26 protein-coding genes are annotated in these 21293 nt (G+C 69.4%); 14 read left to right on the forward strand and 12 right to left on the reverse strand.

Annotation, left to right across the window (positions count from 1 at the left end; genetic code table 11):
• Positions 1-5: 5 nt before the first annotated feature.
• Positions 6-1007, reverse strand: coding sequence for a KpsF/GutQ family sugar-phosphate isomerase (locus V3391_RS11605; protein ID WP_332078564.1), 1002 nt, complete (start codon positions 1005-1007; stop codon positions 6-8).
• A 163-nt stretch (positions 1008-1170) separates the two neighbouring features.
• On the opposite strand from V3391_RS11605, the gene V3391_RS11610 reads away from it, so the two are divergent.
• The 3 genes from V3391_RS11610 to V3391_RS11620 are packed head-to-tail and all read left to right on the forward strand — an operon-like array spanning position 1171 to position 2981.
• Positions 1171-1422 (forward strand): BolA family protein, encoded by a 252-nt coding sequence (locus V3391_RS11610; protein WP_232137043.1) that lies wholly within the window; start codon positions 1171-1173, stop codon positions 1420-1422.
• Complete coding sequence (gene murA / locus V3391_RS11615; protein ID WP_332078565.1) at positions 1422-2681, forward strand: UDP-N-acetylglucosamine 1-carboxyvinyltransferase; 1260 nt, start codon at positions 1422-1424, stop codon at positions 2679-2681. The genes V3391_RS11610 and murA overlap by 1 nt, the downstream gene beginning before the upstream one ends.
• 3 nt (positions 2682-2684) lie before the next feature.
• Positions 2685-2981 carry a hypothetical protein gene (locus V3391_RS11620; protein WP_332078566.1) on the forward strand — a complete coding sequence of 99 codons (297 nt, stop codon included), beginning with the start codon at positions 2685-2687 and terminating at the stop codon, positions 2979-2981.
• A 70-nt stretch (positions 2982-3051) separates the two neighbouring features.
• On the opposite strand, the gene V3391_RS11625 is transcribed toward V3391_RS11620, so the two are convergent.
• The 5 genes from V3391_RS11625 to purM are packed head-to-tail and all read right to left on the reverse strand — an operon-like array spanning position 3052 to position 6605.
• Positions 3052-3750 carry a DUF3108 domain-containing protein gene (locus tag V3391_RS11625; RefSeq protein ID WP_332078567.1) on the reverse strand — a complete coding sequence of 233 codons (699 nt, stop codon included), beginning with the start codon at positions 3748-3750 and terminating at the stop codon, positions 3052-3054.
• A gap of 17 nt (positions 3751-3767) precedes the next feature.
• Complete coding sequence (locus V3391_RS11630) at positions 3768-4490, reverse strand: DUF3108 domain-containing protein (protein ID WP_332078568.1); 723 nt, start codon at positions 4488-4490, stop codon at positions 3768-3770.
• Positions 4491-4500: 10 nt separating this feature from the next.
• Positions 4501-5157 carry a phosphoribosylglycinamide formyltransferase gene (gene purN / locus V3391_RS11635; protein WP_332078570.1) on the reverse strand — a complete coding sequence of 219 codons (657 nt, stop codon included), beginning with the start codon at positions 5155-5157 and terminating at the stop codon, positions 4501-4503.
• 1 nt (position 5158) lies between these two features.
• Positions 5159-5590, reverse strand: a complete 432-nt coding sequence (locus tag V3391_RS11640) for a hypothetical protein (RefSeq protein ID WP_332078571.1) — start codon at positions 5588-5590, stop codon at positions 5159-5161.
• On the reverse strand, positions 5562-6605 hold the full coding sequence (purM, locus tag V3391_RS11645; RefSeq protein ID WP_332078572.1) for a phosphoribosylformylglycinamidine cyclo-ligase: 1044 nt from the start codon (positions 6603-6605) through the stop codon (positions 5562-5564). The genes V3391_RS11640 and purM overlap by 29 nt, the downstream gene beginning before the upstream one ends.
• Before the next feature lie 146 nt (positions 6606-6751).
• On the opposite strand from purM, the gene V3391_RS11650 reads away from it, so the two are divergent.
• Genes V3391_RS11650 through hda form a run of 3 tightly spaced genes read left to right on the forward strand, consistent with a single transcriptional unit; the run spans position 6752 to position 9774 of the window.
• Entirely contained in the window at positions 6752-7846 is a 1095-nt protein-coding gene (locus V3391_RS11650; RefSeq protein WP_332078573.1) for a DUF2066 domain-containing protein, read from the forward strand.
• A 34-nt stretch (positions 7847-7880) separates the two neighbouring features.
• Positions 7881-9065 (forward strand): AI-2E family transporter, encoded by a 1185-nt coding sequence (locus tag V3391_RS11655; RefSeq protein ID WP_332078574.1) that lies wholly within the window; start codon positions 7881-7883, stop codon positions 9063-9065.
• Between the two features lie 7 nt (positions 9066-9072).
• Positions 9073-9774, forward strand: coding sequence for a DnaA regulatory inactivator Hda (hda, locus tag V3391_RS11660; protein WP_332078575.1), 702 nt, complete (start codon positions 9073-9075; stop codon positions 9772-9774).
• Positions 9775-9849: 75 nt separating this feature from the next.
• Here the strand turns inward: hda and murU are convergent, their stop codons facing one another.
• Positions 9850-10575, reverse strand: a complete 726-nt coding sequence (murU, locus tag V3391_RS11665; protein WP_332078576.1) for an N-acetylmuramate alpha-1-phosphate uridylyltransferase MurU — start codon at positions 10573-10575, stop codon at positions 9850-9852.
• Positions 10576-10726: 151 nt separating this feature from the next.
• On the opposite strand from murU, the gene V3391_RS11670 reads away from it, so the two are divergent.
• Complete coding sequence (locus V3391_RS11670) at positions 10727-11200, forward strand: DUF6491 family protein (RefSeq protein ID WP_332078577.1); 474 nt, start codon at positions 10727-10729, stop codon at positions 11198-11200.
• On the opposite strand, the gene V3391_RS11675 is transcribed toward V3391_RS11670, so the two are convergent.
• From V3391_RS11675 to ftsY, 4 genes are read right to left on the reverse strand one after another with little or no spacing between them, the layout of a single operon-like run.
• Positions 11176-11451 (reverse strand): oxidative damage protection protein, encoded by a 276-nt coding sequence (locus V3391_RS11675; protein WP_310236905.1) that lies wholly within the window; start codon positions 11449-11451, stop codon positions 11176-11178. The two genes, V3391_RS11670 and V3391_RS11675, sit on opposite strands and share 25 nt — an antisense overlap.
• 2 nt (positions 11452-11453) lie before the next feature.
• Positions 11454-12533, reverse strand: a complete 1080-nt coding sequence (gene mutY / locus V3391_RS11680) for an A/G-specific adenine glycosylase (RefSeq protein ID WP_332078578.1) — start codon at positions 12531-12533, stop codon at positions 11454-11456.
• Positions 12530-13837: an AsmA family protein gene (locus V3391_RS11685; protein ID WP_332078579.1), complete on the reverse strand. Its 1308-nt coding sequence runs from the start codon at positions 13835-13837 to the stop codon at positions 12530-12532. The genes mutY and V3391_RS11685 overlap by 4 nt, the downstream gene beginning before the upstream one ends.
• A complete protein-coding gene (gene ftsY, locus V3391_RS11690) occupies positions 13834-15132 on the reverse strand; it encodes a signal recognition particle-docking protein FtsY (protein WP_332078580.1) in 1299 nt (432 codons plus the stop codon). The genes V3391_RS11685 and ftsY overlap by 4 nt, the downstream gene beginning before the upstream one ends.
• Positions 15133-15213: 81 nt before the next feature.
• On the opposite strand from ftsY, the gene rsmD reads away from it, so the two are divergent.
• From rsmD to V3391_RS11725, 7 genes are all read left to right on the forward strand, one after another.
• On the forward strand, positions 15214-15825 hold the full coding sequence (gene rsmD / locus V3391_RS11695) for a 16S rRNA (guanine(966)-N(2))-methyltransferase RsmD (protein WP_332078581.1): 612 nt from the start codon (positions 15214-15216) through the stop codon (positions 15823-15825).
• A gap of 75 nt (positions 15826-15900) precedes the next feature.
• On the forward strand, positions 15901-16395 hold the full coding sequence (coaD, locus tag V3391_RS11700; RefSeq protein WP_232137019.1) for a pantetheine-phosphate adenylyltransferase: 495 nt from the start codon (positions 15901-15903) through the stop codon (positions 16393-16395).
• Between the two features lie 40 nt (positions 16396-16435).
• The gene (locus V3391_RS11705) at positions 16436-16987 is read left to right on the forward strand and encodes a hypothetical protein (protein WP_332078582.1); all 552 of its coding nucleotides are present in this window, start codon (positions 16436-16438) and stop codon (positions 16985-16987) included.
• Between the two features lie 158 nt (positions 16988-17145).
• Positions 17146-17400 (forward strand): YfhL family 4Fe-4S dicluster ferredoxin, encoded by a 255-nt coding sequence (locus V3391_RS11710; RefSeq protein WP_232115790.1) that lies wholly within the window; start codon positions 17146-17148, stop codon positions 17398-17400.
• Positions 17397-19181, forward strand: coding sequence for a gamma-glutamyltransferase (gene ggt, locus V3391_RS11715; RefSeq protein WP_332078583.1), 1785 nt, complete (start codon positions 17397-17399; stop codon positions 19179-19181). The genes V3391_RS11710 and ggt overlap by 4 nt, the downstream gene beginning before the upstream one ends.
• Before the next feature lie 46 nt (positions 19182-19227).
• The gene (locus tag V3391_RS11720; protein ID WP_332078584.1) at positions 19228-20136 is read left to right on the forward strand and encodes an MBL fold metallo-hydrolase; all 909 of its coding nucleotides are present in this window, start codon (positions 19228-19230) and stop codon (positions 20134-20136) included.
• Positions 20133-20540, forward strand: coding sequence for an MAPEG family protein (locus V3391_RS11725; RefSeq protein WP_332078585.1), 408 nt, complete (start codon positions 20133-20135; stop codon positions 20538-20540). The genes V3391_RS11720 and V3391_RS11725 overlap by 4 nt, the downstream gene beginning before the upstream one ends.
• A gap of 86 nt (positions 20541-20626) precedes the next feature.
• On the opposite strand, the gene upp is transcribed toward V3391_RS11725, so the two are convergent.
• The gene (upp, locus tag V3391_RS11730; protein WP_332078586.1) at positions 20627-21259 is read right to left on the reverse strand and encodes a uracil phosphoribosyltransferase; all 633 of its coding nucleotides are present in this window, start codon (positions 21257-21259) and stop codon (positions 20627-20629) included.
• Positions 21260-21293: the final 34 nt, after the last annotated feature.

Genomic DNA, 21293 nt, shown 5'->3' on the forward strand with positions numbered 1-21293 from the left:
CCGGCTCAGACCACGCGAGCGCGCAGCAGGTCCTGGATGTTCAGCGCCCCGACCACCCGGCGATCGCCGTCGATGACCGGCAGCATGGTGATCTTGCGGGTTTCCATCAGGCGCGCGGCCTCGACCGCGAGCGCATCGGCCGCGATCGCGATCGGATCGCGGGTCATCACGTCGGCGATGCGGGCATCGCGGACGTCGAGCGCCGGATCGGTCAGCGTGCGCCGCAGGTCGCCGTCTGTATAGAGGCCGATCAGGCGCTGGGCTTCGTCGACGACCACGGTCATGCCCAGCCGCTTGCGGCTCATCTCCAGCAGAGCATCGGCCAGCGAGGCGTCGGCAGGCACGGTCGGAATCTCGCCGCCACCGTGCATGACGTCGCGGATGTGCAGCAGCAGGCGGCGACCGAGCGCGCCGGCCGGGTGCGAGCGGGCGAAGTCGTCGGCCGTGAAGCCGCGCGCTTCCAGCAGCGCGACCGCCAGCGCATCGCCCATCGCCAGCGACGCCGTCGTGCTCGCCGTGGGCGCCAGCGCCAGCGGACAGGCTTCGGCCGGCACGCTGATGTCGAGGTGGATATCGGCGGCCATGGCCATCGTCGAGGCGGCGCGTCCGGTCACCGCGATCAGGGCGTTGCCCTGGCGCTTGAGCACCGGCAGCAGCATCAGGATCTCGTCGGATTCGCCCGAGTACGACAGCGCCAGCACCACGTCGGCGTCGGTGATCATGCCCAGATCCCCGTGGCCGGCTTCGCCCGGGTGCACATAGAAGGCCGGGGTGCCGGTCGATGCGAAGGTGGCGGCGATCTTGCGGGCGACGTGGCCCGACTTGCCCATGCCCATGCAGACCACGCGGCCGCGGCATTCGAGGATGCGCGCGCAGGCGGCGGAGAATTCACCATCCAGCCGCGCGGCCACTGCCTGCAGACCTTCGACCTCGACCGCGAAGACACGTCGTCCGCTGGCCGCGAAATCGGACCGCGCAGCGGCATCATCACGGGGGTGGTCGACCATATCCGGCACAGGGCTTTTCCGTTAGGCTAAGCCGTTCATTTTATGCGCTTTCCGGCGTGAATGCCCCGCGACAGGCGGCGTCGGCGATGACGGCTCATCCGCGCTTCACGCAGCGGTCGCAGCGACGTTCACGGCCCGGCAGCGCGGCCACAGGACCCGATTCTTGGATACCCAGACCATCACCGACCTTATCCAGCAGGGTCTGCCCGACGCCGTGGTGCACGTGCAGGGCGACGACGGCGTGCACTTCGAGGCGCTGGTCGTCTCGCCCGCATTCGCCGGCAAGCTGCCGCTGGCGCGTCACCGCATGGTGTATGCGACGCTCGGCGCGCTGATGGGTCGCGAGATCCACGCGCTCGCACTCAACACGAAGACGCCCGACGAACACGCGGCCGCCGGCGCAGGGCAGGGCTGATGGACAAGATCATCGTCACCGGCGGCGCGACGCTGCAGGGCGAAGTGCGCATTTCCGGTGCCAAGAACGCCGTGCTGCCGATCCTGTGCGCGACCCTGCTCGCCGATGCGCCGGTCGAAGTCACCAACGTGCCGCATCTGCACGACGTGCTGACGACGACCAAGCTGCTGTCGGGTCTGGGCGCGGGCGTGGAGCACGACGTCGAGAACGGGCGCGTCACCGTCGATCCGCGCAGCGTGACCAGCCATGTCGCACCGTACGAACTGGTGCGCACGATGCGCGCCTCGATCCTCGTGCTCGGCCCGTTGCTGGCCAAGTACGGCGCGGCGGAAGTCTCGCTGCCGGGTGGCTGCGCGATCGGTGCGCGCCCGGTGGATCTGCACATCAAGGCGCTCGAGGCGCTGGGCGCGACGATCACCGTCGAGCACGGTTTCATCCGCGCGCAGGCCGAGCGTCTGCGCGGCGGCCACGTGGTGTTCGAGACGATCAGCGTCGGCGCGACCGAGAACGTGCTGATGGCGGCGACGCTCGCCGACGGCACCACGCTGATCGACAACGCCGCGCGCGAGCCGGAGATCGTCGATCTGGCCGAATGCCTGATCGCGATGGGCGCCGACATCCGCGGCGCGGGCACTTCGCGCATCGAAGTGCGCGGCGTCGAGCGTCTGCACGGCGCCACGCATGCCGTCGTCGCCGACCGCATCGAGACCGGCACCTTCCTCGTGGCCGCGGCGATGACCGGCGGCCGCGTGACCGCGGTCGGTGCGCGTCCGGACACGCTGGGCGCGGTGATCGAACGCCTGCGCCACGCGGGCGGGACGGTCGAGATCGACGGCGATCGCGTCACCGTCGACATGCAGGGCCGTCGCCCGCGCGCGATCGACATCGTCACCGCGCCGCACCCCGGTTTCCCGACCGACATGCAGGCGCAGTTCATGGCGATGAACTGTGTCGCCGAAGGCACCGGCACGATCGACGAAACGATCTTCGAGAACCGTTTCATGCACGTCAGCGAGCTGATGCGCCTCGGCGCGGAGATCGACATCGACGGCCCGCGCGCCAGCGTGCACGGCGTCGAGCGTCTCAGTGGCGCGCCGGTGATGGCGACCGATCTACGCGCTTCGGCATCGCTGATCCTCGCCGGCCTGGTGGCCGACGGCGACACGACGATCGACCGCATCTACCACCTCGACCGCGGCTATGAGCACATCGAACGCAAGCTGTCCGGTCTGGGCGCACGCATCCGGCGGGTGAAGTAGGTCATGGCGTTCAGGGGCCGGTTGTCGAACCGCCGCATCGCACTGTTCGCGACGATCGCGGTGGTGCTGCTCGCGCTGGGCTGGATGCGCTACACCAATGCCGCGGCGCTCAGCGGGATGCCGTTCAAGGAGATGGACTGGAACGAGGACGGTGAACTGACCCGCGGCGAGGTGCTGCAGGGCTTCTTCACCATCACCGCGGTGCGCACGCAGGACGGCAACCGCAGCTGCGTCGACTACCGTCGGCGCGGCTCGGCCGAATCGATCCGGGTGGAGTGCAGGACCGAAACCGCGCCCTGACGCGCAGTCGCCCGCACGAGAAAAAAGGCCCCGCGATGCGGGGCCTTTTGCATGACGCGATGCGCGTGGATCAGTTGACCGACTGCAGGCGCATGTCGATGTGGTCCTTGCCGTCGCGACGCTGCAGCAGACGTGCCGGCACCGGCATGTCGTCGACGATCCACGCGATGATTTCGCGGCGACCGTCGGTGCGCACGACCTTGGTCGCCTGCATCGACTTGCCGCCCACCGTGACCTGCTCGGTGCCCTGGCGCTCGAACAGCTGGCGCTTGGCACGGCCGTCCTCGACCAGCCGGTAGCGCAGCGGCGACTTGCCGGCCTGCACGTCGCGCACCAGCACGAGGTTCATCAGCATGCCGTCGAGATCGCCGGTCTGCAGCTTCACCGGCGCGCTCTGGCCTTCGCGCACGTCGCCTGCGAAACGGGCCTCGCCCGCGTTCCAGTCGTAGGTGGTGTTGAGTTCGCGGTTCTTCATCAGCATCGCCGCGAGGCCGGATTCGCCGCGCTGCGAATCGCTGCTCGACACCGGGCGCCACTGCTCGCCGTTCGCTTCGAACGTGGTCGACTGTTCCAGACGCGCACCGGCGCCGGCGACCTGCAGGCCGTACTTCCAGCGGTTGCCGCCTTCCTGCGCGAGATTCATGTTCGCCTGCGCGCGCATGCCCATGTAGTTGGCCTGGTAGGTCGCGGTGAACGGCTCGATCGCCAGCGCGGGCAGCGCAGCGAAGGCCAGCAGCGCAGCACCGGTAGCGGTCAGCAGTCGGGTCATGGGGGCTCGTGTCTTCATCATGGTGCTCCTTGGTATTCGACCAGGCGCAGGTCCACCGCGTCCTCGCCATTTTCGCGTTGCAGGATCCGGACCGGCGTCGGTACGCCGTCCGCAACCCAGATGATCATCTCGTCGTTGCCGCCGTTGGTTCGTGAAACGCGCAACGCCGAATAGCTGATGTCGCCGACCTGCACGAGCTCCGGCTCGGCCGCCGCCTGGTACGCGTATTGACGCACGCGGCCGCCGTCGACGAAGCGGTACTGCAAGGCGGCGTTCGGCGCGGCGTCGCGCATCACCGCCAGATTGATCAGCAGAGCGCTCATGTCGCCGGACTGCAGCGGTACCGGATCGCGGCGACGCTTGCTCAGATCGCCGGTCCAGCGTGCGACGTTGTGGGCCCAGTCGTAGACGCCTTCGACCTTGCGGTTGAAGAACACCGCGGCCTTGCGCGTCGTGCTCTGGCGCAGCGGGCGGTAGACGGTACCGACGACGTCGAACACGGTGTCCTGTTCCAGATTCAGACCGAGGATGCCGGCAAAACCGCGATTGCCGCGGATGCCCAGATCCACCTGCCACTGCGCGCCCTGCGGTTGCAGGCGCATCGTCGCCGTGCCGGCCTGCTTGCCCTGATACCAGGCGTCGTAGGTCGCGACGAACGGCTCCAGCCCGGCACCGCGCGCGGCCGTGGGCCAAGCGACGATCAGCAGGGCAGTCGCGAACAGGGAGAGGAGGGCGCGCATAGGACGGGCATCATGCGAAGCGGTCGGTGGCTGCCAGCTGAAGCGGCGCGGCGGCGCGTTGGCCGTCGACATGAACGCCGTCTTCATGCAGCCGCACGCGGCCGGCGGCGATCCAGCGCAATGTCTCCAGCAGCAGCGGATGTTCCCGGCCCAGCACGCGCGCCGACAGCGTCCCGGCATCGTCGCCGGGCAGCACCGGCACCCGCGCCTGCGCGACGACCGGGCCGCCGTCGAGCTCGGCGGTCACGTAATGCACGCTGGCGCCGTGTTCCGGCACGCCGGCATCGAGCGCGCGCTGGTGCGTGTGCAGGCCCTTGAAGTCGGGCAGCAGCGAGGGATGGATGTTGATCATCCTGCCGGCGCGCGCGGTCATCACCCCGGCGCCGATCAGGCGCATGTAGCCGGCGCAGACGATCAGGTCGGGCTCCGCGGCATCGAGGGCGTCGAACAGCGCGGCATCGTGCGCGGCGCGATCGGCGAAGTCGCGCGGGCGGATCGCACGGGCCTGCAGTCCCGCGTCGCGGGCGCGCACCAGCGCCTGCGCGTCCTTGCGGTCGGACCAGGCGCCGATGACCTCGGCGTCCAGCGTGCCGGCCGCGATCGCGTCGAGGATCGCCTGCAGATTGGTGCCGCGACCCGAGGCCAAGACTGCGATGCGCAGTGGCATCTCAGGCTGCCGCGAACCGCGCCTTGACGGCCGGCCGTAACAGGACGATCAGAGAGCAGACACCCAGCACGGTGCCGAACGGCGCAATCGCGCAGCACAGACCTGCGACGATCAGGCAGGCCAGATGTCGGCGCCTGTTCGAGAGATTGCGTGCGGTCCAGGCCAGCACCGCCGCAAAGCCGAGGCCCATCGTGATGAAGGTCAGCGCGATCGCGACAAGAATGCCGCCCACGAACCGGGCATCTGCGTCGCCCGGCGGCAGGTGCCCGGTCAGGATGCCGATGCCCATCACCAGATGCAGCGTCGGCAGCAGGGCGAACATGGCTGTAAACGCCGCCAGCACGTAATGGAAGATCGCGAGCAGGCGCAGATGTTCATCGTCCCGCGCGCGCTCGATCGCCTCCTCAAGCGATAAGGACACGGTCGCCGCCATCCGTCTTCACGACCTCGCCGATCGTCCAGTGGGCGAGATCCAGACCCTCGAGCGCGGCGCCGAACGCAGCCACGCTGTCGGCCGGCACCACCAGCACGAAGCCGATGCCGCAGTTGAACGTGCGCCACATCTCGTGATCGGCGACGGCGCCTTCGCGCTGCAGCCACTCGAACACCGGCGGCTGCGGCCAGGATTTTGCGTCGATCGTCAGGCCGAGGCCGTCGGGAATCACGCGGATGATGTTCTCGGTCAGGCCGCCGCCGGTGACGTGGGCCATCGCATGCAGCTGCGGGCCGAGATCACCACGCAGCAGTTCCAGCACCGGCTTGACGTAGAGCGTGGTCGGCGCCATCAGCGCGTCGACCAGATTGACGCCGCCGACTTCGACATCGGTCGGTCGGCCGGCGCGTTCGAAGATGCGGCGGATCAGCGAATAGCCGTTGGAGTGCGGGCCGCTCGATGCGATGCCGACCAGCACGTCGCCGGCCTGCACCTTGCTGCCGTCGCGCAGCTCGGACTTTTCCACCGCGCCGACGGTGAAGCCGGCCAGGTCGTATTCGCCGATGCCGTACATGTCCGGCATCTCGGCCGTCTCGCCACCGATCAGCGCGCAACCCGACAGCTCGCAGCCGCGGGCGATGCCGCCAATGACCGACGCGGTGGTGTCGATGTCGAGCTTGCCGGTGGCGAAGTAGTCGAGGAAGAACAGCGGCTCGGCGCCCTGCACCAGCACGTCGTTGACGCACATCGCGACCAGATCGATGCCGATCGTGTCGTGGCGGCCGAACTGCTGGGCCAGCTTGAGCTTGGTGCCCACGCCGTCGGTGCCGGAGACCAGCACCGGTTCGCGGTACTTGCCCGAGAGGTCGAACAGCGCGCCGAAACCGCCCAGGCCACCCATGACCTCGGGCCGGAAGCTGCGCTTGACCAGCGGCTTGATGCGTTCGACGAGTGCGTTGCCCGCGTCGATATCGACGCCTGCATCGCGGTAGGTCAGGGGAGTGGGGGCAGTCACGGCAACCGTCGCAAGGCGGGAAGACCGCGGATTTTAGCAGCCGGCCGGCCCGCAGTCGTGGCCCGTGCATCGGCGTCGCCACGGACCGTCCGCATCGTTTATGGCACCATCGCGCCTCGATGACGCCCCGATCCAGGACTTGCCGGATGCACCGCCCGAAGCGCTCGTTCAACATGATGACGTGGCTGCTGGCCGCGCTGCTGGGCACGTTCGCCGTGTCGGGAGCCGCCTCCGCGCAGCGCGTGGAAGGCGACCGGGCCGCGGCCGTGGGCCTGTATGCGGCCGAGATTCCGGTGCGCAGCCAGAGCGAATCCGAGCGCGAGGCCGGCTTCACCCGCGCGCTGGCGCAGGTGCTGGGCAAGCTGTCGGGCGACCGCAACGCCGCCCAGCGCCCCGGCGTGTCGCAGGAACTCCGCCGCGCGGCGCAGTACGTCGAGGGCTACGACTACCGTCAGGACGAGGGCGTGTCCTCGCGCGGCTCGCCGACCTTCACCACCACCCTGGTCGTGCGTTTCCGCCAGGACGACGTGGACGCCGTCGCCGGCGCGCTGGGCCTGCCGGTGTGGCCGGACCCGCGGCCCAAGCCGGTGATGTGGCTGGCGATCGACGACGGCTCCGGCCCGCGTCTGGTCGCGCTGCAGCAGAACAACGTGGCCCGCCCGACGCTGCAGCGTGCGATCGAGCGCGGCTACCGGCTCGGCCTGCCGTCCGGCAACGCCGCCGAACAAGCCGCAGTGGGTGCGATCTGGCGCGGCGACACGGCTTCGGTCGCGCGCATTTCGTCGCGCTACAACCCGCCGATGCAGCTGATCGGCAAGCTCTACCGCGACGGCGCCGGCTGGAAGGCCGACTGGATCTTCGTCGACAGCGGTCGCGTGCTCGCGCGCTGGAGCGAAACAGGCGCCGATGCCCGCCGCACGCTGGCCAGCGGCGCAGACGGCGCGGCCGATGCACTGACCAAGCGCTATGCGCGCACCAGCCCGACCGGTGCGCCGTCGACGCAGGCGATCGTGTTCTCCGGCATCAACAGCAGCGCCGACTACGTGAAGCTGTCCGCGCAGCTGCAGCGCATGTCGGTGGTGCGCGGCATCCGTCCCGTCCGGGCGACGCCGCTGGGACTGGAAGTCCAGCTCGACCTGCTCACCGGCCTGACCGGCTTCCGCCGCATGGCCGACGAGAACGTGTTCGTCGAAGCCGACGGCAACATCGAGGGCGTCACGCCCGTGTTCCATCTGCGTTGATCCCTTCTTCGCTGTACCGCACGGACCGCCACCGATGATCCAGACAGATCCCGCGAACGCCGACATCGCGCGTTTCCTCAAGCGCCTGCAATGGGGTCTGGTGGCGTTCGCCGTCGGCTACGTGATCTGGCTGCTCGGCCCGATCCTCACCCCGTTCGTGCTGGCGCTGCTGCTCGGCTGGCTCGGCGATCCGCTGGTCGATCGCCTGGAGCGTCGCGGCCGTTCGCGTGCGGTCGCGGTGACGCTGGTGTTCCTGCTGATGACGCTGCTGCTGGCGCTGGTGCTGATCATCCTGGTGCCGATGATCGAGCGGCAGATCGTCACCCTGATCGACAGCCTGCCGCAGTACCGCGACTGGCTGCTCGGCACCGCGCTGCCGTGGATCGAGCAGCGCACCGGCTACGAAGTGATGTCGTGGCTCGACACCGAGCGTCTGATCGAGCTGATCCGCGGCCACTGGCAGCAGGCCGGGGGCGTCGCGGCGACGGTGCTGGCCTACGCATCGCGCTCGGGCTTCGCGATCCTCGCGCTGGTCATCAATCTGGTGCTGGTGCCGATCCTGGCGTTCTATTTCATGCGCGACTGGGACCTGCTGGTCGAGCGCGTGGCCGCGCTGATCCCGCGCGACCACATCGACACCGCGACCCGTCTCGCCCGCGAAACCAGCGAATCGCTGGGCGGTTTCCTGCGCGGCCAGTTCCTGGTGATGCTGGGGCAGGGCGCGATCTACGCGGTCGGCATGTCGATCGTGGGGCTGCGTCTGGGCCTGCTGATCGGCATGGTCGCCGGCTTGATCAGCTTCATTCCGTATCTCGGTGCGACGGTCGGCATTCTGCTCGCGCTGATCGCCGCCATCGTGCAGGCGCAGGGCTTCGACTGGCAGCTGCTGATCCTGATCGGCGTGGTGTTCACGATCGGCCAGCTGGTCGAGAGCTACGTGCTGACGCCGCGCCTGGTCGGCGATCGGATCGGCCTGCATCCGGTCGCGGTGATCTTCGCGGTGCTCGCGGGTGGCCAGCTGTTCGGCTTCCTCGGCATGCTGCTGGCGCTGCCGGTGGCGGCGGTCGTCAACGTGCTGCTCCGCTTCGCGCACGAGCGCTACACGCACAGCCGCCTGTACGCCGGCGACAAGCCGGACATCGAGATCGCGGGCGCGGCGACATCGCAACGCCCGGTGATCATCGTGACCGACAGCAAGGATCCGGACGGCGAGCGTTGAGCCAGGCATGAGTGGTCCATCGCCCCAGCTGCCGCTGGCGCTCCGGTATCCGCCGGACCAGCGGCTCGAAACCTTCGTTGCCGACGATGCCGCGTTGCTGCCGCAACTGCGCGATTTCGCGCTGGCCGGCGTGCGCCGCGGGCTCTACGTCGAGGGCGCCTCGGGCACCGGCAAGACCCATCTCGCGATCGCCTTGTGCGCGGAAGCCGACCGGCTCGGCCGGCGCGCCGTGTACCTGCCCCTGCGCGGCATCGCCGGTCGCCTGCGCGACGCCGCGCAGGCGCTCGATGGGCACGATCTGGTCGCGATCGACGACGTCGATGCGATCGCCGGCGATCGCGACGACGAGGTCGCGCTGTTCGATCTGCACAACCGTCTGCACGATGCCGGCCGCGCGGTCTTCTACACCGCCTCCGCGTCGCCGGACGCGCTCGCGCTCGGCCTGCCGGATCTGCGCTCGCGACTAGGCCAGTGCGTCCGCGTGCCGTTGCCGGTACTCGACGACGCCGGCCGTCATGATCTTTTGCGCCTGCGCGCCGAACGTCGCGGCCTGCAGGTGGACGCCGCCACCATCGACTGGCTGCTGCGTCGTCACGACCGCGATCTCCCCGCGCTCACCGCGCTGCTGGACCGTCTCGATCACGCCTCGCTTGCCTCGCAGCGCCGGCTGACCGTGCCCTTCGTGCGTCAGGTGCTGGCGCTCGACTGAGCGCGGCAGCCCGCAAATACGCTTCGTAGGATGGGTGGCGCGCAGCGAGACCCATCGCCACCCTCGCGGACATCTCTAGCGCAACGCCGCATCCAGCTGCGCCAGCCGCTCCGGCGTGCCGACATCGGTCCAGCGCCCAGCATGATGCGCACCGCTCACGCGGCCGTTGATCATCGCCGCGCGCAGCAAGGGGGCGAGCTTGAAGCGTGGTGGCTGCAGATCGACGCCGGGCGCGCTGCCGATGATGTCGCGCCAGCGATGCAGCAGCGCGGGGCGATAGACGCCGATCCCCGAGAACGTCAGCTTCGACGCGCCGTCGCTGTGCACCTGCGCGTCGACGAGCGCGAAATCGCCGTCCGGGTTGTGCGCGGGATTGTCGACGAGCACCAGATGCGCATCGCCTGCCGGCTCGGCCGGCAACTGCGCGAAGTCGCAATCGCTCCAGATGTCGCCATTGACCGCGATGAAGGGGGCATCGTCGAGCAGGCGCAGCGCATGCAGCATGCCGCCGCCGGTTTCCAGTGGTGGCGCGCCTTCGTGCGAGTAGTGCAGCCGCAGTCCCCAGCGGCTGCCGTCGCCGAGTGCGGGTTCGAACCGGTCGGCGAGCCAGGACACGTTGACCACGACATCGCGCACGCCCAGCGCAGCGAGTTTTTCCAGATGCCAGACGATCAGCGCCTTGCCGCCTGCCGCCAGCAACGGCTTGGGCGTGGTGTCGGTCAGCGGCCGCATGCGCTCGCCCAGACCCGCGGCGAAGATCAGGGCCTGGCGATGGCGGGCAGGTGCGGTCGCGTTCGACACGGCGTGTCCAGCAGGGCGGGCGCGACAGCGTAACCGCAGCGCCGGCCGGCCGGCGACTGAACGCCGTATGCGCCGTCGGCGACGTGACCACATCGGGACGCGCATCATCCGCGTGACATCCATCGCCGCGCGGATCGCGCAGGAGACCGCCATGGCCGCATCCTTCTTCCGACACGCGGCACTCGCCGCGTTGTGTGCCGCGACGTCCGTGCTCGGGGCATGCGCCTCCACGTCGAACATGACAGACGCGGAGAAGTACGCGCTCAACGATGCGCACGCCGGTGCACGCGTCGACCATTTCCGTTACCTGGGTTCGATCAACGGCTGGACGCCGCTCGGCGATGCGGCACTGATCGTGTGGACGCGGCCCAGCGAGGCCTGGTTGCTGGATCTCTCGGGCACCTGCCAGGATCTGCGCTCCACGCCCGCGATCGGTCTGACCAGCAGCATGGGGCGGGTCAACGCGCGCTTCGACAAGGTGCTGGTGCGCAGCCGCGGGTCGATCAGCATGCCGTGCCACATCCGCCAGATCCGCCCGCTCGACGTCAAGGCGGTGCGCGCGGCGGAGAAGCAGAACGCGGCCGGCGTGCCGTCGATGGATCAGGCGTCGGACGCGGGTACGTAACCGGCGACGCTGCCGGTCTGACGTTCGAACAGGTACTTGCGCATCTCGCCTTCGAGGAAGGCCCGATGCTTGGGATCCAGCGGCGACAGCCGGTTCTCGTTGATCAACATGGTCTGGTGCGCCAGCCAGCGCGCCCAGGCCGGCTTGCCGATCTCGGCGAAGACCTGCTTGCCCAGTTCGCCCGGCCAAGGGATGAAATCCAGACCGTCGGTTTCGGTCTGGTCGTGGACGCAGAAGACGCGTCGGCTCATGGTCAATCCTCGGTTGCGATGCGCGGCGCCAGCAGCAGCGTGCGGATCGGGGCGGGAATGCCGAGCGTCGCGAGTTCATCGCGTGCCACCCAGCGCAGTCGGTCATTGTCGCCCACGCGGTGACGGGCCGGGAGGCCCGACCAGTGCAGCGGTTGCAGGCGCAGTCTGAAATGGGTGAAACCGTGCTGCACCGGCAACAGGCGCCGCGGCGTATCGAGATCGACGGCGTCGACGAGGCCGGGCGCATGCGCACGCAGCCAATCGACCGCGCGCGCGTCATCTTCGGCCTGCGGCAGCGACCACAGCGCAGCCCAGATGCCGGTCGGCGGGCGCTTTTCCAGCAGCACGCGGCCCTTGGCGTCTTCGAGCAGCAGCACGCTGGCGTCGCGCTCGGGCAGGGCCTTGGTCGGGCGCGGCGTCGGCAGTTCGTCGACGCGGCCCTGCGCGAACGCGGCACAGTCGTCGTTGACCGGGCACAGCAGGCACGCGGGGTTGTGGCGCGTGCACAGCGTCGCGCCGAAATCCATCTGCGCCTGGGTGTAGTCGGCCAGGCGCGTTGCCGGCAGCAGCGTCGCGGCGATCGCCCACAACTGCTTTTCGATCTTCGGCTGCGCAGGCCAGCCCTCGACCGCGTGGCGCCGCGCGAGCACGCGTTTGACGTTGCCGTCGAGGATCGGAAACGGATCGCCCCAGGCCTGCGACAGGATCGCGCCGGCCGTGCTGCGGCCGATGCCGGGCAGGGCCAGCAGGGCATCGAGATCGCGTGGCAGATCGCCATCGTGCAGCTCGACGCAGCGCTGCGCCGCGGCGTGCAGATTGCGCGCGCGGGCGTAATAGCCGAGGCCCGACCACAGTGCGAGCACGGTGTCCTGGGGCGCGCCGGCGAGTGCGCGCACATCGGGCAGCGCGTCGACGAAGCGCTCGAAGTACGGAATCACGACCCGCACCTGGGTCTGCTGCAGCATGATTTCCGACAGCCACACGCGATACGGCGTGCGCGGGTGCTGCCACGGCAGGTCATGGCGGCCGTGCACGTCGAACCAGGCCAGCAGACGCGTCGCGTAGTCGGTGCGTGCGCTCACGGCGTCGTGTCTCCGCTGCCATCGTCGAACGTGATCTCGACGCCTTCCAGCACCGCGCCCGACACTTCGACGCGATCGGCGGTCAGCTGGCCGCGCAGCGGCGGCAGCGGCGAACCGCTGGCGAGCGTGTCGAACCAGTCGAGCATCGCCGCGATCCGCGCCTCTCCATCGAAGCGTGCATGTTCGTGTTCGAGCCGCAGCGCGATCGGCGCGGATACATCCGCCGGACCGTCATAGCGCAGCGCGAACGGCAAAGGCTGCGTCGAGTTCGACAACGGCGGCGGCAGCGTCGGCCATGCCTCCGGCCACCGCGCGATGCGGCCATCGAGCGAGAGGGCGAGTCGATCGCCGAGTGCGATGCGTCCGCCGGCGACGAGATCCGGCACCACACCTTGGCCGCGTAGCGCGATGCCCATCGGCGCGAAGCCGAGCACGTTACCGTCGCCGCCGACATGCAGCGCGCCGTGCAGGCCGAGTACGAACGGCAGCGGTTCGGCAGCGTCGGTGCCCGTCCAGCGCGCATCCGCCGCGACGCGCAGCGGTGACAGCGCGAAGCCGGGCATGTCGGCATCGATGCGTGTGGCATCGGCCTGCAGCGTGGTGTCGAGCCGGCCGGACGCATGGATCAGAGCGAGCGTGCCGCGTGCATGCAGTGCACGCGCATCGACCGCGCGATCCGCATGCAAGCGCAGCCGGAATGGCGCCTGCAGCGCATCGAGATGCACGGTGCCGCCGATCTGCGCGTCGATCGCGCGATCAGCATGCAGAGCCGGCAGCTCGAACGCGAGTCCGTCGATGCGCCAGCCATCGCCGTCGAGACGTCCGCGCACGATGCGCACGCCATCGGTGATCGACGGCACCTTGCCGTCGCCCGGTGGACGCGCATCGAGCCAGCGCAGCAGCGACGGCAGATGCAGGCGCGGCGCATCGAGTTCGACGCGGGTGATCTCGAGATCGGCGCCGCGGCTGCGGATGGTCTTCCACGGCAGCGACAGCAACATGCGTTCGGCCTGAAGCATCGGCGGGTCGGACGTGTCCGATCCGGTCGCGGCGATGCGGACGTCGCGCACCACCAGCTGCGGCGTGCCGCGCAGGCGGTACTCGACATCGCCTTCGAAGCTGATGCGCAGTCCGAGCGTGGGTTCGAGGCGCGCGAGCACCAGGCGCAGGGCGCGTTCGGGCGGCAGCAGCACCTGCACCAGCAGCGCGGCGACGATCGCCAGTGCGAGCGCCATCAGCAGCAGGCGCAACCCGCGCAGGCGCCGCGGCGCCGATGGCTCGGGCGCCGGAGCGGGGTTGCTCACGCCCCCAGCGTCTCCGGCAGCATCGCGTCGACGAAGGATTCGGCGTCGAACACGCGCAGGTCTTCCGGGCGCTCGCCGATGCCGGCGAAGCGGATCGGAATGCCGAACTCGCGGGCCAGCGCGAACACGACGCCGCCCTTGGCGGTGCCGTCGAGTTTGGTCACGACCAGACCGGTGACCTGCGCCGCGGCATTGAACTGGCGCAACTGCGACAGCGCATTCTGGCCGGTGGTGCCGTCGATGACCATCAGCACTTCGTGCGGCGCGGTGGCGTCGATCTTGCCGAGCACACGGCGGATTTTGCCGAGCTCGGCCATCAGGCCCTGCTGCGTGTGCAGGCGGCCGGCGGTGTCGGCGATCAGGATGCCGGTGCCGCGCGACTTCGCCGCCTGCAGCGCATCGAAGGCGACCGCGGCCGGATCGGCGTCCTGGCCCTGGGCGACGACGGGCACGCCATTGCGCTCGCCCCAGGCCTTGAGCTGGGCGACCGCGGCCGCGCGGAAGGTGTCGCCGGCGGCGAGCATCAACGCATGGCCTTCGTCCTTGTAGCGCTTGGCGAGCTTGCCGATCGTGGTGGTCTTGCCGACGCCGTTGACGCCGACGGTCAGGATCACGAACGGCTTGGCATTCGTATCGATCACCAGCGGCTTCGCGACCGGTTCGAGCATGGCGATGAGGTCGCCGCGCAGCGCCTTGAGCAGATCGTTGGCATCAACGAACGCGCGCGCCTTCATGCGTTTGCGCAGGGACTCGACCAGTTCGGTGCTCGCGGCGACGCCGACGTCGGCCGTCAGCAGCGCGGTTTCGATCTCGTCGAGCAGATCTTCATCGAGCTTCGGATTGCGGGAGAACAGACCGCCGAAGCTCTTTGCGAACGTGCTGCCGCCCAGACGCTCGCGCCAGCCGGACTTGCCGGGCGCGGCGGCGGGCATGGTGCTCGCGAACACGTAGTCGGCCAGCGCCGCGGCTGGATCGACAAAGGCGGGCGGCGGAGGCGTGGGCGTTGCGACGGCTTCGGGAACGACCGGTGCGATCGCGGTCGCCGGCGACGTCGCGTCAGCGGACGAATGCTCGGCATCGAGCGATCGCGGCTGTGTCGCGACCGGTTCGACAGCCTGGGTATCAGGCGTAACGGCGGGCGTCGTCGGCGACACCACGGGCGGCTGCGCAGGGGCAGGCGCGGGCGCAGCGGGCGGCGCGAACGCGGCAGCGATTTCTTCGGCGCTGAGGCGGCGTCGGCCGCTGTCGGCCTCGGGCTTGTCGGGGGATTTGTCGCGCTTGAACCAGCTGACCATGCGGCGGTCGGGTCGGGGATGGGGGAGAATGGCGCGCATGGTATCACCCGCCTTTCAGGCGCCCCGTGCGGGCGCAGACGCATGAAGACCCCTCGTCACGGCGGCTCGGGCAGGTCGTCACCGAACGTCGACCGCAACACCGGCCCGGGCCGGGTACGCATCGTCGGCGGTCGCTGGCGTGGCACGCGGCTGGAGGTGCCCGATGTCGCCGGCTTGCGGCCGACCTCGGACCGGGTGCGCGAAACCCTGTTCAACTGGCTGCAGCCGGTGCTGCCGGGCGCGCGCGTGCTCGACCTGTTCGCGGGCACCGGCGCGCTCGGGCTGGAGGCGGTTTCGCGCGGCGCGGCCAGTGCGGTGGTGGTCGAACGCGACCTCGGACTCGCCGCAGCCCTGACCGCGACCGCGGCGCGCCTGTCCGGCGGCGAGGTGGTCTCGGTCCAGCGCGGCGATGCAGTGTCGATGGCGGGCGCGTTGCCGGCGGGCAGCATCGACATCGCCTTCGTCGATCCGCCGTTCGCCGCCGACCTGTGGGCGCAGGCCTTTGCCGCGCTCGCGCCGGTGCTGGCGGCCGACGCCTGGCTGTACGTCGAATCGATGGCCGAACGGCCCGCGCAACCCGGTGCCGGCTGGCAGTTGCACCGTGAGCTGGCGACCCGCGAAGCGCACTGCGCGCTGTACCGGCGCGCCGGCTGATCGCCGCCCGCGCCGCTGCTACACTTGCCGCCCGCGCCACGTGCCTCCCGATTCCTTCGACAGCGAACGCAAGCCATGAGTGCGAGCCGCCACCGCATCGCGGTCTATCCCGGGACCTTCGATCCGATCACCAACGGCCACGTCGACCTCGTCGACCGGGCCGCGCCGCTGTTCGAGAAGCTGATCGTCGGCATTGCCGAAAGCCCGGCCAAGCGCCCGGCGATGACGCTCGAAGAGCGCGTCGAACTGGCCCGCGTCGCGACCGCCCACCACACCAATGTCGAAGTCATCGGCTTCGATTCGCTGCTCGCGCACTTCGTGCACGAGGTCGGCGCCGGTGTGCTGCTGCGCGGCCTGCGCGCGGTGTCGGATTTCGAGTACGAATTCCAGCTCGCCAGCATGAACCGGCATCTGATTCCGGATGTCGAGACGCTGTTCCTCACGCCGGCTGAGCAGTACGGCTTCATCTCCTCCACGCTGGTGCGCGAGATCTCGCGTCTCGGCGGCGACGTGTCGGGTTTCGTGCCCGCCGCAGTCGATCGCGCATTGCGCAAACACTCGCAACGCTGACGTTGCCCATCAAACACCAGAGAAAAGAAGAGGGAATCCCATGAAGTCCATCACCCGCGCAATGCTGATCGCCTGCCTCGTCCTGCCGGTCATCGCCTGTGGCAAGAAGGAAGAGCCGCAGCAGGTCGAAGCCGCGCCGGTCGCGGTGCCAACCACCGAGGACAAGACCGCGTGGAACGCCTATCTCAACGACGTGGCCGGCCGCCACATGGAAGGCGTCAACAACTCGCCCTACGTCTATCTGGTGCCGCCGGCGCCGGCGCCCGCCGCCGACGCGCCGCCCGCAGAGGCCACGACCGCAGACGGTGACCCGACGATGTCGACCCCGGTCGACGGTGCGTACGAGCGTCTGCTCGAGAAGGCCGAGCAGGACGTCGCCCGCGGCATCACCCGCGGCAACCTGCTGATCTTCGCGGGCCTGGATTCGACGCGCACGGCTGATCTGACCGTCGCCTCGTTCGCCAAGGTCGGCGCCGGCACCATGAACGGCGTGCGCGTGCTGTTCATCGGCAGCGCAGCGGACAGCGAGCGCGTCAAGGCCGCCGTCGAGCCGACCGGTTCGCAGTACGTGTTCATCGACAACGCAGGCTGATCCAGCGCTTCGACGGCGGCCGGCGCGTCCGGCCCGCCGTTCCTCGACGACGCCACCGCGCGCAAGCCCGGTGGCGTCGTCGTATCTGAAGGGCGCGCGGTGGACCGAGTTCCACCGATGGAACGCCGGCGCCACGGCGCACCCTCTACAATGCGCACATGTCCTTGAAGATCAACGAGCTCTGCGTCAACTGCGACGTCTGCGAGCCGGCCTGCCCGAACCAGGCGATCGCGCAGGGCGAGACGATCTACGTCATCGATCCGGCGCGCTGCACCGAATGCGTGGGCCACTTCGACGAGCCGCAGTGCGTGGTCGTCTGCCCGGTCGAATGCATCGATCCCGATCCCGACATCCCCGAAACCCAGGTGCAGTTGCTCGCCAAGCTGGCGCGCCTGCAGCAGGAGGCGTCATGAGCCGTTCCCGCTTCGCGTCCGCCGGCCTGCCGGCGCTGCTGCTGTCGATGCTGCTGCTCGCGGTCGCGCCGTCGTGTGCACGCGACGTCCGTGCGCCGGATGCGCCTGCGGCCCGCAGTGCGCAGAACACCGCGACGCCGCCCGGCAACGCGGTCGCCTCGGCGCATACGCTCGCGACCGAAGCCGGCCTGCAGGTCATGCGCGAGGGCGGCAACGCCTTCGACGCGGCGATCGCGACCTCGGCGGTGCTGTCGGTGGTCGAACCGATCTCGTCCGGCCTCGGCGGCGGCGGCTTCTTCCTGCTGCACGACGCCAGGACCGGCCGCGACATCTTCGTCGACGCGCGCGAGACCGCACCGGCCAGCGCGCAGTCGGATCGCTACCGCAAGCCTGACGGCAGCTTCGACCGCGACCGCGCGGAGAACGGCCCGTGGTCGGCCGGTATTCCCGGCCTCCCTGCCGCCTTCGCGCACATCGCCGAGACCTACGGTGCGCTGCCGCTGTCCAAATCGCTGGCGCCGGCGATCCGCATTGCCGAAGAAGGTTTCCCGGTCTATGCGCGGTTCGCGCGCGGCTACCAGTCGCGTCGCGCGGTGATGGAGCGCTACCCCGGCACGCGCGCGGTGTTCCTCGCCGATGGCCAGGCACCGAAGGAGGGCGACACCTTCCGCCAGCCCGATCTCGCGAACACCCTGCGTCTGCTCGCCGAGCGCGGCTTCGACGGGTTCTACGGCGGCGACACCGGCGCTAAGCTCGTCGCCGGCGTGAATGCAGAAGGCGGCGAATGGACCGCTGCGGATCTCTCCGCTTACAAGGTCGTCGAACGCGAGCCGATCCGTTTCCGCTACCACGACTGGGACGTGGTCACCGCGCCGCCGCCGTCGTCGGGCGGCATCGCGATGGCGCAGATGCTGCAGATCCTCGAGCCCTGGGATCTGACCAAACTCGACGATGCCGCGCGCACGCATCTGGTCGTCGAATCGATGCGCCGCGCGTTCCGCGATCGCACCTTCTATCTGGGCGATCCGGACTTCGTGAAGATTCCGCAGCGCACGCTGCTGAGCCGCGACTACGCCGCCGGCCTGCGCGCGACGATCAATCCGGCGAAGGCAACGCCGAGCGATCTGCTGTCGGGTGATCCGACCCCGCTGGAAGACGAGGAGACCACGCACTTCTCGATCGTCGATGCCGCCGGCAACCGCGCCGCGGTCACGCAGACGGTCAACCTGCTGTTCGGCAGCGGCCTCGTCGCGCCCGGCACCGGCGTGCTGCTCAACAACGAGATGGACGATTTCGCGCTGCAGCCCGGCGTGCCGAACGCGTTCGGCGTGATGGGTTTCGAGGCGAACGCGCCGAAGCCGGGCAAGCGCCCGCTCAGTTCGATGACGCCGACCTTCCTCGTGTCCGACGATCGCGTCGCCGTGCTCGGCACGCCCGGTGGCAGCCGCATCATCACGATGGTGCTGCTGGGCATCCTCGGCTACGACGCCGGCCTCGATGCGCAGTCCGTCGCCGCGCTGCCGCGCTACCACCACCAGTGGATGCCGGACACGATCTCGGCCGAGTCCGATGCGTTCTCCGCCGACACCGCGGCCAAGCTGCGCGCGATGGGCCATACCGTCGATCTGCCCGGCGATCGCGCTGCGGGTGGTCGCGGGTCCAGCCACGTCTGGGGCAATCTGCAGACCATCGAATGGAACCGCGCGACCGGCACACTCACCGGCGGTAGCGATCCGCGCAATCCGGTCGGCTCGGCGAAAGTGGAAGCCATCGCGCGCTGAGCGGCTGCGCCTACAATCGGCCACCGGTCTGACGCGGGAGGGTGTCATGAAGCTGTGGTCGATCCAGGGCAACACCCAGAAGCTCGACGGCGGGTCGATGTTCGGCAACGCGCCGCGTGCAATGTGGACGCAGTGGGCCACGCCCGACGATCTCAACCGCATCCCGCTGGCGACGCGCGGCCTACTCGCGACGCCGCTCAACGGCAAGACCGTGCTGGTCGAAACCGGCATCGGCGCGTTCTTCGAGCCGAAGCTGCGTGCGCGCTTCGGTGTGCAGGAAGACCGGCACGTGCTGCTCGACTCGCTGCGCGACGCGGGGTTCGCGCACACCGATATCGACGTCGTGGTGCTGAGCCACCTGCATTTCGATCACGCCGGCGGCCTGCTGGCGCCGTGGTCGGAAGGCGGTACGCCAGAACTGCTGTTCCCGAACGCGACCTTCGTGCTGTCCACGCCGCACTGGCTGCGTGCGAAGCGACCGCATGCGCGCGACCGCGCGAGCTTCATTCCCGGCCTGTGCGAACTGCTCGAAGCCACGGGCCGGCTGGAATTCATCGAAGGCGCGCACGCGCCTTCGCTCGGCGACGCAGTGCGCTTCCATTACAGCGACGGCCACACGCCCGGCATGATGCTGGCCGAGATCCTCGGCCCCGACGTGCACGACGGCGTGCATCACGGCGGCGTGGTGTTCTGCGCCGATCTCGTGCCAGGCCTGCCGTGGGTGCACGTGCCGATCACGATGGGCTACGACCGCTTTCCCGAGCTGATCATCGACGAGAAACAGGCGTTTCTCGTCGACATGGCGGCGCGCGGCGTGCGCCTGTTCCTCACGCATGATCCGGACATCGCGCTGGTGCAGGTCGTACGCGATGAGGCCGGCCGTTTCAGCGCCACACATCCGACCGCGGCACTCGCCGCGCGTTCCCTGCAGCATCCCTTCGAGACCACGCCATGACGCCTCGCATTTCGCTTCTCATCGCATCGCTGCACGTGCTGCTGTACCTCGTGCTGACCGTCCGCGTGGTCCTGCACCGCAACGTGCACAAGATCGGCATCGGCACCGGCGGCGACGAGACCCTGTCGCGCAAGGTCCGGGTGCATGCGAATTTCATCGAGTACGTCCCGCTCGGCCTGCTGCTGCTCGCGCTGCTGGAACTGGCGGCCGTCAACACCACGCTGCTGTGGACGTTCGGCATCGCGCTGCTGGTCGCGCGCGTGCTGCATGCGATCGGACTGGGCGGCTCGGCGGGCTATTCGTTCGGTCGCGGTACCGGGGCGTTGCTGACGTTCGCCACGCTGTTCGCGATGGCCGCGTTCGGCATCTGGCGTTTCGTCGTCGGGGCGATGATCGTCCCGTAACCGTTCGGGTGGGAGCGCGCTTGCGCGCGATGGGCGTTCGCGCGCAACGCCATCGCGCGCAAGCGCGCTCCTACGGCCGCGGGTTTTCAGTCCACCCGCGTACCGAAGATCTTGTCGCCGGCATCGCCGAGGCCGGGCAGGATGTAGCCCTTCTCGTTGAGGCGTTCGTCGATCGAGGCGGTGTAGACCTCGACATCCGGATGCACCGCTTCCAGCGCCTGCAGGCCTTCCGGCGCGGCGACCAGGAACAGGCCCTTGATGCGGCTCGCGCCCGCGGCCTTGAGCATCGCCACCGTGGCGATCAGCGTGCCGCCGGTCGCCAGCATCGGATCGAGGATCAGCGCGGTGCGGTCGGCCATGTCGCCGACCAGATTCTCGTAATAGGGCACCGCTTCGAGCGACGCCTCGTCGCGCTTGATGCCGACCACGCTGACCTTGGCCGCGGGAATGAGATCGAGCACGCCGGGCAGCATGCCGATGCCGGCGCGCAGGATCGGCACCAGGGTGATCTTGCGGCCCTTGATGCGGCGCACGCGCACGGTGCCGGCCCAGCCCTCGACCTCGGCATCCTCGGTTTCCAGATCCGCCGTGGCCTCGTAGGTCAGCAGCGTCGCGACTTCCGCCGAGAGTTCGCGGAAGGTCTTGGTGCTGTTGTCGGCGCGGCGCATCAGGCCGAGCTTGTGCTGCACCAGCGGGTGGCGGACTTCGACGGTTTTCATGGTGTGACCTGTGCGGAAGCGATGCGCATAGGAT

It is taken from the genome of Luteimonas flava (assembly GCF_036584485.1).
GTDB classification, from domain to species: Bacteria; Pseudomonadota; Gammaproteobacteria; order Xanthomonadales; family Xanthomonadaceae; genus Luteimonas; species Luteimonas flava.